This is a genomic window from Yaniella sp. (assembly GCF_030453185.1).
In the GTDB taxonomy this organism is placed as follows: Bacteria; Actinomycetota; Actinomycetes; order Actinomycetales; family Micrococcaceae; genus Yaniella.
The window spans coordinates 41,978-59,256 of sequence record NZ_JAKDKW010000001.1; the positions used below are offsets into that span (position 1 = coordinate 41,978).

Here is a 17,279-nt window from a genome sequence, read left to right on the forward strand (position 1 = left end):
AATTACTGGCGTTCCTTTCAGAGGCCTAGTTGGCCACCGAACTCACCGGTTTCGAGACGGTTCTTCAGCGTAGTCATAAACCGACCGGCGTCTGCTCCGTCTACGATGCGGTGATCGTAGGTGAGTGAGAGATACATCATATGACGGATAGCAATGGAATCATTGCCGTCGGCATCAGCCATGACCACTGGGCGTTTCACAATATTTCCTGGCCCCAAAATCGCTACCTGCGGCTGGTTGATCACCGGTGTATCAAACAGTGCACCAAATGAGCCGAGGTTAGTGATCGAGAATGTACCACCGGACAGTTCGTCAGGTTTGACTTGGTTATCACGGGTACGCAGTGCAACATCTGAAATGGAACTGGCAATGCCAGCCAGATTGAGGTTGCCTGCGTTCTTGATGACTGGCACCAGGAGACCGCGCTCAGTGTCTACCGCAATACCGATATCTTCAGTGTTGTGGTAGGTAATCTCTTGCGTTTCAGTGTTGTACTGAGCATTCAGAGCTGGGTGAGCACGGAGTGCCTCAGTGGTGGCTTGAGTAATGAACGCAAGGAATGTGAGGTTAGCGCCGTTCTCAGCTTTGAACCGCTCTTTGACCTGATTACGAAGGTTGACGATTCGAGTCATATCGATTTCGTGAACCTGTGTCAGCTGTGCAGAGGTATCCAGCGATTCGACCATACGATCAGCGATGACACGACGGATGCGGGACGCTTTTTCAGTGGTGCCACGTTTGGACGGATCGATTGAAGAAGCCGGGTCTTTCGGTGCCGGACGCGAGGTCTGCTGTGAGGCGACAGGTCCAGATGCTGGAGCTGCTGCCTTTTCGCTCTTAGACTCGTACTCTTTTGCTGCTGCAGCAGCGAGCACGTCTTGCTTGCGGATGCGACCGCCCACACCAGTACCGGTGACCTGGTCTAGATCGACATCTTGTTCACGCGCTAGACGACGAACCAACGGAGTGACGTATCCGTCACCACGTGGAGTTTCATCGGGCGAACTTGGTGTCTCTTCTGCAGCTGGTGCAGGAGTTGGTGCTGGAGCAGGCTCAGGTTCTGGAGCTGCCTCAGGTTCTGGGGTTGGCTCGGGCTTTTCCTCAACGGGCTTTGACTCGGAAGCTTCCTGCGCCGGTGCCGGGGCTGGAGCTTCTTCAGCAGGTGCGGAGTCTGAAGATCCAACGAGGGCTAGGACTTGGCCTACCTCGATGTCTTCGTCTTCCTGAACCTTGATTTCTAGTACGGTACCGGCCACAGGGGATGGGATCTCGGTATCGACTTTGTCTGTCGAGATTTCCACGATTGGTTCGTCGACCTCAATGGTATCGCCGACTTCTTTTAGCCAACGGGTAACGGTACCTTCAGTAACCGATTCGCCCAATTCTGGCAGGGTGACTTCTTGGGCATCAGCAGATGCTGAAGCTGGTGCCTCTTCCTGCGCGGCTGGCTCTGGTGTCTCGGCGGTCTCTTCAGCCGGTTCGGCAGCTTCTTCTGGTTCTTCTTCGGCAGGCGCATCTTCTCCAGCGGAGTCATCCGCGGGGGCATCAGCTGCAGACTCACCTTCGTCGCCAACGACTGCTAAGCCTTGGCCGACCTCGATGTCTTCGTCTTCCTGAACGAGAATTTCTAGGACTGTTCCAGCGACAGGGGATGGAATTTCGGTGTCGACTTTGTCTGTCGAGATTTCCACGATTGGTTCGTCGACCTCAATGGTGTCGCCGACTTCTTTTAGCCAACGGGTAACGGTACCTTCAGTAACCGATTCGCCCAGTTCTGGCAGAGTAATGGTTTCAGACATTACGTCCGGTTTCCTCTCTATTCCTCTTCGAATGCTCACACGTTCAGTGCTATAAGCACAGGTGGCAAAACCACCATGGTGGACTAGGCGTGCAACGGGAATCCGTTGAGTATCATTGCTGCTTCACCCAGGGATTCGTTCTGTGTTGGGTGTGCGTGGATGAAGTGGGCGACATCCTCTGGGTATGCCTCCCAGTTGACGATCAGCTGTGCTTCACCAATCTGTTCTGAAATTCGGTCACCGATTGCGTGCACGCCGACGATTGGACCATGTTTCTGTCGAATCATCTTTACAATACCGCTGGTACCGATGATTGTGGATTTACCGTTTCCGGCGAGGTTGTACTCGACGGTTTCAACATTATCGGAACCGAATTCTTCCTGTGCGACTGGTTCAGTCATGCCAACAGAAATAATTTCTGGTGTCGTGAACGTCACTCCAGGAATATTGCGGTCCTCGACCTTCAAGGGGTTATTACCCATGATCTCTTCGATCACAAAGTGGCCGTGCTGATAACCGCGGTGTGCCAGCTGTTTGCCTTTCACAATGTCACCGATTGCGTAAATATCGCCTACACCGGTGTGTAGGCGATCGTTTGTGGCAACGTGTGCGCCGTCCATCGGAATGTTGACGTCTTCGTAGCCCATGTTTTCGGTGTTTGCTTTGCGTCCGGTGGCCACCAAGCAAATGTCGGCTTCGAACTCTTTCCCATCGGCCAAGGTGACCTTGACACCGTCTGAGGTTTCTTCGACTTTCTCAAAGAAGACGCCGAGATTTGACTTGATACCGGCCTTACGGAAGTTGCGTGTTAGTTGCTTGATAATAGCAGGGTCCTCGTTTGGAACGAGTGTGTCCAAGCCTTCGATGATGGTCACATCCATACCGTAAGAGTTCCATGCAGAAGCAAACTCCGAACCGATGACACCGCCACCCAGCACGATTGCAGATTTTGGAGTGTAGTCCAACTGCAGTGCTTCGGTGGATGTGAGAATCTTATCGGAGATCGTGAGGCCCATGGTGTTGGAAACAGAACCGGAAGCGAGGATGATGTGTTTACCGGTGTAGACGGTGCCATCAACATCGATCTGGTTTTCAGACACCAGGCGACCATTGCCTGAAATTGTGGTCACCTTCCGCATTTTCAGTAGTCCCTGAAGACCTTTGAATTTGCCATCAACGATTTTGTCTTTGTAATCACGGACAGCTGCCATGTCGATCGACTCGAAGGTCGCCTTGACGCCGAATTTCTCGGAAGCGCGTGCTGAGTCGGCAACTTCTGCAGCGTGTAAATAAGCTTTCGTCGGGATACAACCGTAGTGGAGGCATACGCCTCCAAGCTTGTCCCGTTCAATAATTCCTACGGATAGTCCGTGGTGTGATGCACGTATTGCTGCAGCATATCCGGCGGAGCCACCGCCGAGAATTAGTACGTCGAATTCTGTAGCGGTTTCAGTCACGATCGATGCTCCTCATCTTTGCGGAGGTTTGCCCCGCAATCGTCCTCGTAAATGGTTTCCAACCACGCGTCCGCTCTACTGTGTTTCCTGGAGTTACCAGGTCAGTATCTGGACACTTCCTATTAACTGTATAACTTCCTGCGGCAGTTGTTCCATAACCTGTACCACGTTAACACTTTTGCATTTGAAGGACGCATCAAAAAATCGGATTTAAGTGGTGTATATCGCTAAATTGGGCCGCCCTTCACGGACGGCCCAATTCGCTACTTCGTTTCTTTACTTACTTTCCCGGTTGCTCACAAATTCAATGAGCGTCCGGACCATGACCCCCGTGGCGTGTTTTCCTGTGTAGCCGCGTGGACTGGATTCGTTGAAAGCTGGCCCGGCGATATCGAGATGGGCCCAAGGTGTCTCACCCACAAAGTCACGCAAGAACGCGGCGGCGCCCTGCATGCCGCCGAAGCGTTCACCGGTGTTTTTCATGTCAGCTACATTCGAGTCGAAGCCGCCGCGGGCTTCTTCTGGTATGGGTAACTCGACGATGATCTCACCAGTTGTCGAAGCAGCGTTGCTGAGTTCTTTACGCACGTCTTCGCGACCCATGAGACCTGTTGTGCGCACGCCCAGCGCAACCATTGCTGCACCCGTCAGCGTTGCGATGTCGATTACAACGTCGGGCTCTTCTTCGGTTGCCGCTATCAGAGCATCAGCCAGAACAAGACGTCCTTCTGCGTCGGTGTTCATCACTTCGACGGTCTTACCGCCGCGCATCGTGATGATGTCTGAAGGTTTGATACTGGTGGCCGAAGGCATATTCTCGGCCATAGCTAACCAACCGGTGACTTGAACATTCAGGCCGAGCTCCGCAACTGCGTGCACAACGGCTCCGACCGTGGCAGCGCCGGCCATATCCATTTTCATGGTTTCCATAGAGCCGGCTGGCTTCAACGAGATACCACCGCTGTCAAAGGTGATTCCTTTTCCAACCAGTGAAATATGGCCCTTGGCATTGTCAGGAGTGTAGTCGAGTTTTACCAACCGAGGCGGGTTAGCTGAACCCTGCCCGACGCCAAGCAGGCCTCCAAAGCCGCCTTCTGCGAGCGCTTCTTCGTCGTAAATCGTTGCTGTGACCTTGGAGTTGGCAACCAGGGCGTCGATTTCTTCAGCGAATGTGCCCGGAAATAGATGTGATGGGGCGGTGTTGACCAGGTCTCGCGTCACGAAGGTAGCCCGCGCTACAACTGCTGCGCGTCGTACAAGTTCATCAGCATCGGCAATACTGGTCACAAATGTTAAGAACAGATTTTCGACATCGTCATCCGACTCATCCGTTGTTTTATACCCGGCGAATGAATAGGTGCCCAGAACTGAACCCTCGGCGACGGCGGTGAGATGTGCTGCGCTTTCGGCTGGCAACGCGACAGTGATATCGGTGATGCCGGACATTTTTGCAGTGGCTGCCCCGGCAGCGCGACGTAGGGCTTCGGCAGAGATATTTCCGGGAGTGGAATTATCTAAGGTAGGGCTGCCCTGGGCTGGCGACTCGGTGGAGCCGAGGCCTGTAAGTACAACAAGTTTGGCCTCGAATTGTGTGGCAGCACCCGCGACGCGTGTCACTTCGTCTGCCTTACCTTTAACACCAAGTGTCTCGAGTTGGTCTTGCAATGCAGCAACGGCCGTCTCATCAAGACCGGGGGCTACGAGGGCAGGGCCTTCGTCCGTGGACTGAACGCCGAGCACGAGTGCTTCGGTGGATTCAACAGCGTTGGTCGTTGTCAGTTGGGCGGTGAATTCCGCAATGAAATCAGTGGTAGCGGCATTTTGAGCCACGAAATCACGTCCTTTGGGTATGTGGCGGAATAGAATTGATTGGCTTCTCCATCATAACGATGGAGAAGAACATCGGTGAAGGAATAAGCCAACGGTGCTTAGTGTTTTGTTAACCAACATCTTGTGCAGCTTTAGTGCTAGCCGAAAGTGAGGAGCTTGCATGCTCGATCCGACTGATCTGATTCGTATGTCTTCATCTGCGAGACAACTGTTATCGGGGAAGGCGTCGTCCGATCAGGCCACTGAGGGAGACCCTGCCATCCATGGCCTGGATATGTTGGTGGTATTTTCCGGTTATCTTGATGCCGGCAGTGTCTCAACGCAACTGGAGAATGCTTTATTGGAACGGCTGGATCACCAGCGGATAGCGACATTCGATACGGATCAGCTACTCGACTATCGTGCGCGGCGGCCTCAGTTACGCTTCGACGGACGTCAGTTTTTTGACTACGAGGCCCCAGAACTCGAATTGCATCTTCTGAAAGATCAGATGCAGAAACCATTTCTGTTACTCAGCGGCCCAGAACCGGATTACCAATGGGACCGCTTTGTTGCTGCCGTGATGTTGCTCATTGAGCAGTTAGACGTTTCGCTCGTAAGCCTGGTGGATGCCATACCGTTGCCGGTCCCACACACCCGGCCGTTGGGCGTTACTACCCACGGCAACGCCGAAGAACTGTTGGAGGGGCTCGCGACGTGGTCTCCGAAGGGACGCATTGCCGCTGGTGCAGCACAGCTGTTGGAATTGCGTGTTGCTGAAGCTGGACGAAAAGTCAGCGGTTACACCCTACATGTGCCGCACTACCTAGCTGATGCAACCTACCCTCAAGCTGCTGTCGCGTCATTGGAATATGTAGGCGCAGCTATGGAACTGATGTTGCCCAGTGAAGAATTGCGTGAATCTGGCCGAGACGTGGAGCAACAAATTTCAGCACAGGTACAGAACCGACCGGAGATCGCGTCCATGTTGCAGCGGCTGGAAGAGCGGTACGACGAATACGCAGAGGAACACCAAACACGGTCACTCTTGCTAAATCGGGATCAAGATATGCCGGATGCCGATGAGATCGGCTCGGCAGTGGAGTCCTACCTGAGCCATCATGTGCAACAGGATGACGCTGGACTCGACGCAGATGAGCGAGTTGCTCTGGAATACACGGGTACCGTTGGCAAAAAGAAGTCCAGTGAAGACCCCATGCGACCTTCACGTGCCGAGGTTGAACCCGGGTCGATCTGGTTTATCGTTGACGGACCAGATGATGAAGACGATGAAGGCACTGCCCCGAACGAAACGGATCCTGACGCCGAGTAGACCATAGGGCCTTACTGCCAGAAGTTTCAATCAAGAGTTATCCACAATTGTCCTTACCGGCCCCCCGGAAAGGACAATTGTCTTTCATGCTGGATTCATGACGCAAAAGAATCAGCATACAGATACCAGCGGCCCCCAAAATTTCGAAGCACCTCAGCTTTATACATTTCCGAGCATTACTAGTGAACAAAATCCTGCTGACGGTCGGCTCAAAATTAGCTCCCCTGAGGATGTTTTGGCTTATATTCAGTGCACTCTTGGTTTTGCCGCCAAGAATTCGTTGGTAGTGGTGGCCTTTGCGGGAAGACAACTCTCCACGGTAGTGCGTTGCGATTTGCCGCAACCTATTCAACAGATGGTGCGCTCAGATACCCCAGAATGCGTGACGTATATGGATTTCGGGCTGACTGAATCGCAAGAGCTACAGCTAATCGACGTTGGGCGCTATATTGGGCAGCTCATGGCCAGTGAATCCACGACCACATCCTGCCTAGTTCTCTATCTTTGTGATGATGTCACGATCTCTAACCAGCAAGCCTTATCGGTGACTGGCGTTGCGAACTCGGTCATTGCCGCGCAATTTGGGTTACAGCGGGTACCAGTTGAACAGTCTTGGTTAATTCACCACAGTTTGCTGTGGCATTTACGGTGTGCATCGACTACTGAATGCTCGGTTCAGGGTAGCGATGTCGGTAGCCCCGAAGAAACTGATATCTTTCGCTCTCTCGATCCTGAGGGACTGACATCTCAGGAGCCGCTCCCAGCCTCCCGCAAATTGTTATTTCCGCCGGCGCCGCTGACGCTACGTGAGCACCCTGCAGACACGCAACGGTTGTTAAATGAACAGCCGCAGCTTGTTTTAGATTGGCTTAATTTATGGGATAACAATGTAGATACCGGACCACAAATGCTCGATTCGCAACAGGTTGCCGCCTTCTTAGAATCCTTAGAACACGCAAGGATCCGAGAAGCGATAGTTGCTCTGGTCTGCTTCGATATAAATACTGCAATCCAAGGCATGGCTGCACTGGAAAAATTCCCTACAAGGGTCCTTGCAGCGGCAGACTTAGCCCCGAATTTCCTGGACGGTTTGACGGTAAGGGATTGCATGGAGGGAACTTCTGATCGAGCTCCGGATTGGCAACGAGTGCAGCAACTCGAACGTCTGTGCCACCAGCTCCTACCACTTTCTGATGCTCGCTCTGGCGGGGTTGTGGCGGGCATTCTCGTATGGATTGAATGGGCACGCGGAAGAGGAAGTATTGCCATGACCTACGCCAAACAAGCACGGAAACATTTCCCCACGGAACAATTCCTCATCACTTTAGAAAAATTCCTTAGCCAAGGTCGCGTAGCTGGGTGGGCAACACGAAAGGGTAGTGCTTGGAGCCCACAACACGCCGCGTGACCGCAGATACCTGTCATAGACACAACAGCCCCTGTCTTATGGCATAATGTTTTGGTCTAACGGCTGTGTGGAAAAACTTGTTACAAAAGTTTTTTTGTCATGATGGGAACAAAACCATCTACTAGCGCGTTACACCCAATAGAGACCCTGCATCCGTGGATCTTGCAACGGTCGAACACTCCGAGTGTTCGACGGAAACAACGATTATCTAAACACGGACTTGACAGGGTCATAGGCGTGTTGATCGTGTGTGAGCTCGTTACTCATACGGCTGCCAATGAGGAAAGGACCTGAGTGACTACTACTCCTAAACAGGCGACTGCAGCAAAGGCAGCTGCTACCAAAAATGGTAAGAAGGCAACAATGGCTTCTCAAGAGTTTTCTGAGGATGAAGACGAAGAAGAAGAAATTGTCGACGATGTGAACTTGGACGTCAAAGAAGAGGACGAAGACGTCGCAGTTGATTCTGACGGTGCTGAAGAAGAAACCGTTGGAGAAGACAAGGTCGAAACCGAAATCAAAGAAACCGCCGGTCCCGAAAAGCCAGACATTGCCTCGGCTATACGCGCCGGTGGCTTCGTTGTGTCGGAGACTGAAGAAGATGCACCGCAGCAGCGTGCCTTGAACGTTATAGGGGCAACAGCCGACCCAGTCAAGGACTACCTCAAACAAATCGGTAAAGTTGCGCTGCTCAATGCAGCCGAAGAAGTAGATCTGGCTACGCGGATTGAAGCCGGCTTGTACGCGGAGCACAAGGTCCAAGAAGAAGAATATACCGACGTACGATTGCGACGCGACATGCAACTGGTGATTGCCGATGGACGTCGTGCCAAGAACCACCTGCTTGAAGCAAACCTGCGCTTGGTCGTATCCCTAGCAAAGCGCTATACAGGTCGCGGCATGCTCTTCCTGGATCTGATCCAGGAAGGGAACCTAGGCCTGATCCGTGCAGTCGAGAAGTTCGACTACACCAAGGGCTTTAAATTCTCCACATATGCCACATGGTGGATTCGTCAAGCAATTACTCGTGCGATGGCAGACCAAGCCCGTACCATTCGTATTCCGGTACACATGGTCGAAGTGATCAATAAATTGGCTCGTGTCCAGCGCCAGATGTTGCAGGATCTCGGACGCGAACCAACTCCGGAAGAGTTGGGTACGGAACTGGATATGACCCCTGAAAAGGTCATTGAGGTTCAAAAATATGGGCGTGAACCGATTTCACTGCATACTCCACTTGGTGAAGATGGCGACTCAGAATTCGGTGATCTGATTGAAGACTCCGAGGCTGTTGTACCTGCTGATGCGGTGGGCTTCACGCTATTACAAGAACAGTTGCACTCCGTTCTAGATACCCTGTCAGAGCGAGAAGCCGGCGTTGTGGCCATGCGTTTTGGACTAACCGATGGCCAGCCAAAAACTCTTGATGAAATCGGAAAAGTTTACGGTGTAACCCGTGAACGGATTCGTCAGATTGAGTCGAAAACTATGTCGAAATTGCGTCACCCATCACGGTCACAAGTGCTGCGGGACTACCTCGAGTAAATCGAAGACTGTAGAAGAGATAGAAAGATGGAGCGGCCTATTGGGCCGCTCCATCTTTCGTTGTGCTAGAAATTACTGAGCAATACGTAAAAATTCCACGGGTCGGGTCTCATGTGATGAGACCCGACCCGTGGAATAGTATTGCTACGGTATAGCAGCCCGACTAGCTAAAAGCTGCAATAACCAGGGCCTACAAACTTGCTGCACGCTCCTGCTCAAGGCGGCTCGTTTCGTCCTGCCACACATCAGCCTGGGGACGAAGGTTCTCTTCAACCTGACGTGCGTGGTGGGCACAGAAGTACAGCTGACCACCCGAAGGTAGCACTGCACGAACGTAAGCTTGGGCTCCGCAACGGTCGCAACGATCGGCGGCGTTGAGGGTAGGTTGCTCAAGACTAGTTGCCGTGGACATTGGGCCTCCTAATTTGTGGTCCAAACTCTGTAGGTTGGTCCTTCCATCCTGACAGGTTATTTATTTTCCTGTGTAGAACAACGTACCAAACATAAGAATTATGCCCGAAAGTGCTTGCGTTGCCACCGGCGAACAAAGCGTGCTCTCAACGTTGGAATACACGGTCATGTAAACATATCCAGTGTATCTATAGTGCCAGTTGAATAACTATTCTCAAAGACCTGACCTACGCCATCCGCGCCAGGCGAAAGAACCGGTGGCAACTTTCGGCTGGTAGTTCAAGAATGGCGAAAGTCCCAAAAAAACCAGCGGAACCCATTATTCTTACTAATGTCCTTCCGAGAAAACGCATCGTGGCAAGCCCTGCGGTTTTGGACGGAACGTTGCATGTCGGCTAAAGCATCCTTGAAAGGCTCAAACACTAAGTGGTCAAACAATCCGAGTACAGTGCACGAAACCTCTCAGTCCTTGAGGGACTCGAAGCGGTGCGCAAACGCCCGGGCATGTATATCGGGTCCACTGATTCCCGTGGGCTCATGCATTGTCTTTGGGAAATCATCGATAACTCAGTGGATGAAGCTCTTGGTGGCTATGGCCAGTCAATAGACATCACCTTGTACGCGGATGGCTCTGTTGAAGTCTCTGATAACGGTCGTGGTATCCCAGTCGATATCGAACCCCGCACCGGTTTGTCCGGTGTGGAAGTCGTGTTCACCAAACTTCATGCCGGCGGTAAATTCAGTTCTGAATCCTACGCTGCCGCAGGGGGTCTCCACGGTGTAGGAGCAGCCGTCGTCAACGCACTATCTGCCCGTTTGGATGTACAAGTGACCCGGGGTGGAAAAGTCCACCAGCTCAGTTTCAAGCGCGGTCAACCTGGACAGTTCATTGACAAGGGAAAACCCAGTGCCGATGGGCTTTTTGAAGCGCAGGAATCTGGAACAGAAGTCGCCGTTGTTGGGAAAGCAAAGCGCGGTTTGACCGGCACAAAAATTCGTTACTGGGCGGACACCCAAATTTTTACTCCTGACGCAACGTTCTTGTATGAGGAACTTGAACAACGCGCCCGTCAAACTGCTTTTCTCATTCCAGGCTTACGCATTACCGTTCGTGATGAACGTCGTCTTGCCGGTACTCCGGGCGAAAACGGCCCTCACGAAGAAGTCTTCCAATATGACGGGGGTATCTCCGAATTTGTAGATCACCTGTCACAGCTCAACCCTGTCACGGATGTGTGGCGCCTTCATGGCGAAGGAAACTTTAGCGAACGCGTACCTGTCCTTGACAGTTCAGGACAGGCCCATATGCAAGATGTCGAACGTACCTGTGAAGTTGATGTGGCCTTGCGCTGGGACGTGGGTTACGACACTAAAATACGAAGTTTCGTCAATATTATTGCGACCCCAAAGGGTGGTTCGCACAACACCGGGTTCGACCAGGCCCTGACCAGGGTGTTCCGTAAGGCCGTTGAAGCTAATGCTCGCCGTCTGAAAGCGGGAAACGATCGTGTTGAAAAGGACGACATTCTGGCTGGCCTGACGGCAATCGTTACCGTTCGTTTGGCAGAACCACAGTTTGAGGGACAAACCAAAGAAGTCCTGGGGACACCTGCTGCGCGACAGATCGTCTCCAAAGTCGTTGCTGACCAACTGACCGAGCTGCTGCAGTCTCGTAAACGTGCTGTGAAGCAACAGGTGGACGGCCTGTTAGAAAAGATCGTTGCGGAAATGAAGTCGCGTATTATGGCGCGCACCGCCAAGGAGACCCAACGTCGTAAGACAGCCTTAGAGACATCATCGATGCCTGCGAAGTTGGCCGATTGTCGTTCCACGTCGGTTGAAGATACCGAGTTATTCATCGTCGAAGGGGACTCGGCTCTGGGTACAGCAAAACTTGCGAGGTCCTCGGACTACCAGGCGTTGCTACCTATTCGCGGTAAAATCCTCAATGTCCAGAAAGCTTCAGTTGGCGAAATGCTAAACAATGCTGAGGCATCTGCGCTGATCCAAGTCGTTGGTGGGGGATCGGGGCGCAGCTTCGATATGGAGTCGGCACGCTACGGAAAGGTCATCTTGATGACCGACGCCGACGTTGATGGAGCCCATATCCGAACCTTATTGCTGACCCTATTCTTCAGATACATGCGACCCATGGTTGAAGCCGGACGAGTCTATGCTGCCGTTCCACCGTTACATCGAGTCGAAGTGATTAACCCAGGTTCCAAAGCCAATGAAGTGATCTATACCTATGCTGAACAAGAATTGCACGATGTTCTTGCCCGGTTAGAAACTGACGGCCGCAAAATTAAAGAGCCGATCCAACGCTATAAGGGTCTTGGAGAAATGGACGCGGATCAGTTGGCGGAGACGACGATGGATCCGGCCCACCGGACACTTCGCCGTGTCAATATTGAGGAATTGGAAAAAGCCGAAGAAATATTTGAACTGCTGATGGGCCGGCATGTCGCTCCTCGGCGTGATTTTATAATCTCCGGTGCAGAAGAACTCGATCGACAGCAAATCGACGCTTAGCTGCCATAATGCTGTTTGGTCAGCTGGAAGCCCTCCTCCAAGGAGATGCGGGGCTTCCACTGCAGGATCCGTTGGGTTCGACGCTGGTCGAACCAGTGGGCCGTCGACATTTGCTCGGCTAAGAAGCGCGTAATCGGGGGTTCATCACCGCGTTTTTCAGCGTCCCAGAACGCCTCGATAACGCTGCCGGCGGCCTTGGCTAATCCGGCTGGAAGATCCAAGGTGGGTTCTTCTGCGCCGCCAGCTACGGCGATGCGACGTATCATCTCACCAATTGGTCGAGGTTGACCATTGGTCAGGACGAGTGCCTCACCGTGGGTGGTATCGACGGCATTGATCGCAGTGACGATAGCTTCCACCGCATTGAGCAAAAACAGGGTATCGACAAGTGCAGTCCCGCCATCTAGGAGCGGTAGACGGTTTTGACGGGCCCGATCGATAATACGTTCCGTCAGTTGTGTATCACCTGGCCCCCACATTAAGTGTGGGCGAAGAACCAGCACCCGGAATTGTTCTGAATCTGCAGCGAGTGCGAGAAGTTCACCGGCAGCTTTGGTCGCGGCATAATTGCCACGGGCAGTGTCCGGATTCGCAGGTTCGGCTTCGGCACCAATGATCGAGGCACCAGAATGGGCCACTGATGGTGAAGAAATATGTATCCACCGTGAGACCCCGGTCGTTTGGGCGGCCGTCAACAAGGTACGGGTGCCCTCAATATTGACCTGTTCGTATTCTTTGGCCGACCCAGACACCGACACCTTGGCGGCGATATGAACCACCGTGTCCATCCCCTGAACGGCGTGATGGGCGGTCTCTGGGTCGGTTACAGAACCGCGTATCTCGTGGACGCCGTCGAGTCCTGAAGCTGATCGCTGGAGTACCGTCACCTGCGCTCCAGCATCTCGTAGCGCTTGTGCGACACCGGAACCTAGAACACCGGATGCTCCGGTGACGAGCACGTTGTACCCGGTGAAATCGTCTGTTACGTATTGAAACGATGCATGCGAGCTGGTCATCACAGTGCGGTTACCTTTCCTCCAGCCAGGACTTTTTCCGCCCATTCGGCTAGTAGGGGGCGGTTGATTTTTGAGTTGTGTCGAATATCTACCGGAACTCTGTGAGTCACTAAGACGGCCGCGATATCAATATCAGTAGCTGCTCGGACATCATCGGAGAGAGCGCTTGGTGCTAGGCCTGGCTTGATGTCGCCGTCATGAGGCTCAACCACAGCAACTATCGCTTGTGTGCCTACGGGACCAACACCAACTATCGCTACGCGATTGATCGAGGGTAACCGCTGAATATCGTCTTCCGGACCGCCTGGACCGAAGGCACCGGTCGACGGCGTGACGATGTGTTGTGTTCGCCCTTCGATCCATAGTCTGCCGTGCTCATCGAAATGGCCTATATCGCCGGTTCGATGCCATTGCAAACCATCGACAGAGTCGACGCGGGTCTGTCGGTTGGTATTGTAAAGCTTGTCGTAGCCGGCCAGCATATGCGGTGTTGAAATGACGATTTCGGCAAGTTTATTGACGGCGTTGTCGCCTTCGAAAAGTTCATCCGATGACCGCCCCAAGAAATCGAGTGGCGCCATGGCGACTCGCGCAACGTCCAGAGGTTTACCTACGCACACACCACGATCATCCCTGCCGGCGATAGCGTGCTGGGTGTGATGATCGATATCTGAGATCAACAGCGACTCTGTCATCCCGTATGGTGAATGAAATTCTGCGTTTGGTACCAGTTCTAGAACCTCATTCATGAGGGGGACCGGTACGGGGGCGCCTGCCGAGAGCAGCATGGAGATCTGCTCTAGTGCGGTTCGCTGCTCGGTGTTGAGTTCATGAGCGGTGTCCACGACGTTGCGCAGGGCGGCAGGTGAAGCAAAGATCATGGTGGTATCACCCGCGATTGCGGCCTGGGCAAGGGATTTCGCAGTCAGGGTGGCAGGTTTTGTCACCGACATATTTGGAGTCACCGAAGTGGCACCGATGGCTGGTCCCAGCAAGGCAAACGGGGCAAAACCAGCCAGCAAGCTGGATCCGGGTTCAACATGGAGCGTGTGTTGGAGACGTTGAGTCAGCGCAGAGAGTTTTTGGTGCGTATACCGAACGCCTTTGGCAGGTCCGGTTGAACCCGAGGTGAAGAGGATTGCGGCATCGTCGGTTGGGTTCGGATCAGGCTGTTCTGCTGTAGGGCCGTACTGCTGGCCAGCATAGGTTGAAGCAAAACCATATATGGAGCCGCTCAGTCCAAGAACTCTCCTGGCGATGGGGTCCATGGTCTTCACACTTAGACGTTTACCGGGTAGATTTCCGATTCGAGCCAGGGAAAGTCCCGGTGTCTGACCAATAATCCATTGTGGTGCAGCTGATCTGATGGCGCGTGTCATGCCGTCGACGCCCAGTCCTGCGTCGGTGACCACTGCGACACCGCCCACACGCAGTACAGCGTAGAGCGCTGCGGTGAGATCCCTGCCGGGCTCGACCAGCATGGAGACTCGGTCACCTGGACGCATCCCGTTTTCTCGGAAGCCTACGGCGATCGCATCGACCATTGAGGACAGCTTCGCCCAGGTTACTTCAAACGGCTTGCCGTGTGCATCGTTGATGGTCATATCAACCATGGCCTTCGTCGAGGACTCGGACCATTGGTCAAGAAAACTCCAAAGGGGGGAGTAGTCGCCCACTGCTTCAGAGCCTCGGGCAGCAGTGAGGTCTGGGGTGGGTCGGTTGTCCCCGTCAAGTTGTTGACGTATCCAGCCGAGAACGGGCACAGAAATATCCCGGTCTTCAGCAAGGAGATGACCCGCGGTGTTATACCGATGAATAACAACGTCGTCGATCCGTTGGAGTAAATCATGCTGATAACGATCAAGGAAGACTGGGTCTTTGGCGCCCCACAGTAACAGGGCGGGTTTCTCGGTGCTGCTAAGTTGGTTGGCTACTTTCCGCAAAGCGTTACGGGAGCGATGACTCTCCGTGGCTGGGATATCTGCGACGAAGCCACCGATGCCACCGCGATCCTGACGTCCACGATAGGGCGCTTTATAGGCAGTTTTGATGTCCTTTGCCAATGCCGGTTGCCCCAGGGCCAATGTGGTGTCCAGAAACGCTGGGGTCACGACTGTGGAGCCAGATAAAACTGGACCGGCTAAGGCAGCTTGCAGCGGTGCGGGTATGGGGTCCGACTCTTCATGCCAGACGGCTGTGTTGAGTGAGATCATACCGGACGGTTCAACTCCAGAACCAGATGACCGGACGTCGGCGTCGGTCGCCCAGCCAAGCGAAATAATACCGCCCCAGTCATGACCCAAACTAAAGACGGGCGCTTTGTTGGAGTCGCTGATGAGTTCAGCGACGACCGCATCAAGATCGTAAATACGTTGTTCTAGGGTTCGATACGAGGAGCTGCTTCCGGCAGCGGAGGGCAAGCTCGTATGTTCGAGTCGTTCAGAAAAGCCCATGTCGAGCTGATCGGGGGCAATGACTCGTATAACGGGTGCTCGACCTGCACCCGGTCCAAGTTCGACGTTTCCTTGGGCTGCCTCAAGACCGGCTTGAGCAATATGACGCCACAAATAGGACCATGTCGGATTGCCGTGTACTGCGATGACGATGGCATCGATGTCGTCGGGACCGATGCCGCGGTCAGCCAACATCGGCCCAGTATCGAGCACATGAAACTGCCGGGTGCCGTCACAGGTTTCCGCCTCGACGATTTGAGACCACCGAGGATCCCATCCCGGCAGCTGTAGTGGATCAAGTACTGAATGTGGGTATTGCGCCGGTTTGGGGGAAATCATGGGGGAGAGGGTCACCACTCTATTTCTAGCATTGCAACGTTGAGACCTGAGCCCACACCCATGGTGAGTACCCGGTCACCTACTTTGAGGGAATCCAGTTCACGCGCGAGCGTAATGGGGAGGGCAGCTGGTCCAATATTACCTAGCGAAGGAAAAGTTGTGGGGATCTTTTTGCGGTCGATCCCGGCGGACTTGATGATTGCATCGGTATGCATTTGCGATACCTGGTGGGTAATGTAGCGGTCCATGCTTCGCCAGTTCCAGTCTGCTGGAGTGTCGTTCCACGCATCCATGACCAAAGCCAAACCGTGTTCGAGCAGAGCGCCGGAGTCGGTAATCATGCCGTTATGTCCACCTTGGCATAACTGGTGGTGCTGTGTTCCGGCGCGAGTAACACCACGGAGGATTCGGTGACCTTCCGGGTGCTGATCAGCGCGTCCCAGGACTGCAGCTGCAGCACCTGAGCCGAGGGTCAGTGAAGCAAATTGCTCCATGAAATTATCACGAGTGGTCGTATCCGAGAGCAGGTTTCGTAATGTGGCCTCTTGAACCTGCTTGGCATCTTCACCTGCCACCACGACGGCATAGTCGATTTGTCCGGAGTCAATGAGTGTTGAAGCCAAATCCATTCCGTTGACGAACCCGAGACAGGCGTTGGTGATATCAAAATTGGTGGCCTTTGGCGCCAAGCCCATGGAATCGTGAATCTGAACAGAAACAGCAGGTTCTAATTCCGTTCTAGTAACGGATGTGTTGATTAACAATCCCACGGCATCGGGAGCAATGCCTGCTTCGGCGAGGGCCTTGACCCCGGCTTGAGCTGCTCCAGCAACATAATCTTGGGGCGTTTCCCACATTCTTCGAGTGTGTACCCCGGCTACACGTTCTAGGAGCCGTTTGGGTAACCGCAAACGCTTGAGCACGGCTGCCAGACGGTCGTCGATCATGTCGGAAGTGACTTCCACCGGAGCGGTCACTTCTACCACAGAAAGTAATGCCGCATTGTGGTGAATTGAAACCGCATTAGAACTCACGTTGGACTGTCCATTCCTGTTTTATTTCTGTTCAAAATTGGTAGCTAAGGCTCCAATTTTTTGACTTGTCATAACTTACCAGCCTAGCGCGGTTTAATGTGCCACGCGGTTCACAGGTTGGGCCTATCCTCGAAGCTTAGTTT

The 17,279-nt window shown here is 53.4% G+C and carries 11 protein-coding genes; 4 read left to right on the forward strand and 7 right to left on the reverse strand.

The window, feature by feature from the left end:
* Positions 1 to 17: 17 nt before the first annotated feature.
* The 3 genes from sucB to L0H14_RS00200 all read right to left on the reverse strand — a co-directional run bounded on the left by sucB (position 18) and on the right by L0H14_RS00200 (position 5,086).
* Positions 18 to 1,799, reverse strand: a complete 1,782-nt coding sequence (sucB, locus tag L0H14_RS00190) for a 2-oxoglutarate dehydrogenase, E2 component, dihydrolipoamide succinyltransferase (protein ID WP_301416817.1) — start codon at positions 1,797 to 1,799, stop codon at positions 18 to 20.
* Between the two features lie 83 nt (positions 1,800 to 1,882).
* On the reverse strand, positions 1,883 to 3,256 hold the full coding sequence (gene lpdA, locus L0H14_RS00195; RefSeq protein WP_301416815.1) for a dihydrolipoyl dehydrogenase: 1,374 nt from the start codon (positions 3,254 to 3,256) through the stop codon (positions 1,883 to 1,885).
* A 276-nt stretch (positions 3,257 to 3,532) separates the two neighbouring features.
* On the reverse strand, positions 3,533 to 5,086 hold the full coding sequence (locus tag L0H14_RS00200; RefSeq protein ID WP_301416813.1) for a leucyl aminopeptidase: 1,554 nt from the start codon (positions 5,084 to 5,086) through the stop codon (positions 3,533 to 3,535).
* A gap of 160 nt (positions 5,087 to 5,246) precedes the next feature.
* Here L0H14_RS00200 and L0H14_RS00205 point away from each other — a divergent pair, with 160 nt between their 5' ends.
* The 3 genes from L0H14_RS00205 to L0H14_RS00215 all read left to right on the forward strand — a co-directional run bounded on the left by L0H14_RS00205 (position 5,247) and on the right by L0H14_RS00215 (position 9,351).
* Positions 5,247 to 6,398, forward strand: coding sequence for a PAC2 family protein (locus L0H14_RS00205; protein WP_301416811.1), 1,152 nt, complete (start codon positions 5,247 to 5,249; stop codon positions 6,396 to 6,398).
* A gap of 97 nt (positions 6,399 to 6,495) precedes the next feature.
* On the forward strand, positions 6,496 to 7,806 hold the full coding sequence (locus L0H14_RS00210; protein ID WP_301416809.1) for a DUF4192 family protein: 1,311 nt from the start codon (positions 6,496 to 6,498) through the stop codon (positions 7,804 to 7,806).
* 294 nt (positions 7,807 to 8,100) lie between these two features.
* Positions 8,101 to 9,351 (forward strand): RNA polymerase sigma factor, encoded by a 1,251-nt coding sequence (locus L0H14_RS00215; RefSeq protein ID WP_301416807.1) that lies wholly within the window; start codon positions 8,101 to 8,103, stop codon positions 9,349 to 9,351.
* Between the two features lie 190 nt (positions 9,352 to 9,541).
* Here L0H14_RS00215 and L0H14_RS00220 read toward each other — a convergent pair whose 3' ends face one another.
* Positions 9,542 to 9,763, reverse strand: coding sequence for a hypothetical protein (locus L0H14_RS00220; protein WP_301416805.1), 222 nt, complete (start codon positions 9,761 to 9,763; stop codon positions 9,542 to 9,544).
* 425 nt (positions 9,764 to 10,188) lie between these two features.
* On the opposite strand from L0H14_RS00220, the gene L0H14_RS00225 reads away from it, so the two are divergent.
* Positions 10,189 to 12,294 (forward strand): type IIA DNA topoisomerase subunit B, encoded by a 2,106-nt coding sequence (locus L0H14_RS00225; RefSeq protein ID WP_301421282.1) that lies wholly within the window; start codon positions 10,189 to 10,191, stop codon positions 12,292 to 12,294.
* Here L0H14_RS00225 and L0H14_RS00230 read toward each other — a convergent pair.
* From L0H14_RS00230 to L0H14_RS00240, 3 genes are read right to left on the reverse strand one after another with little or no spacing between them, the layout of a single operon-like run.
* Positions 12,291 to 13,310: an NAD(P)-dependent oxidoreductase gene (locus L0H14_RS00230; protein WP_301416614.1), complete on the reverse strand. Its 1,020-nt coding sequence runs from the start codon at positions 13,308 to 13,310 to the stop codon at positions 12,291 to 12,293. The two genes, L0H14_RS00225 and L0H14_RS00230, sit on opposite strands and share 4 nt — an antisense overlap.
* Positions 13,310 to 16,102 carry an alpha/beta fold hydrolase gene (locus tag L0H14_RS00235; RefSeq protein ID WP_301416616.1) on the reverse strand — a complete coding sequence of 931 codons (2,793 nt, stop codon included), beginning with the start codon at positions 16,100 to 16,102 and terminating at the stop codon, positions 13,310 to 13,312. The genes L0H14_RS00230 and L0H14_RS00235 overlap by 1 nt, the downstream gene beginning before the upstream one ends.
* Positions 16,103 to 16,113: 11 nt before the next feature.
* Complete coding sequence (locus tag L0H14_RS00240; protein ID WP_301416618.1) at positions 16,114 to 17,136, reverse strand: 3-oxoacyl-ACP synthase III; 1,023 nt, start codon at positions 17,134 to 17,136, stop codon at positions 16,114 to 16,116.
* Between the last annotated feature and the right edge of the window lie 143 nt (positions 17,137 to 17,279).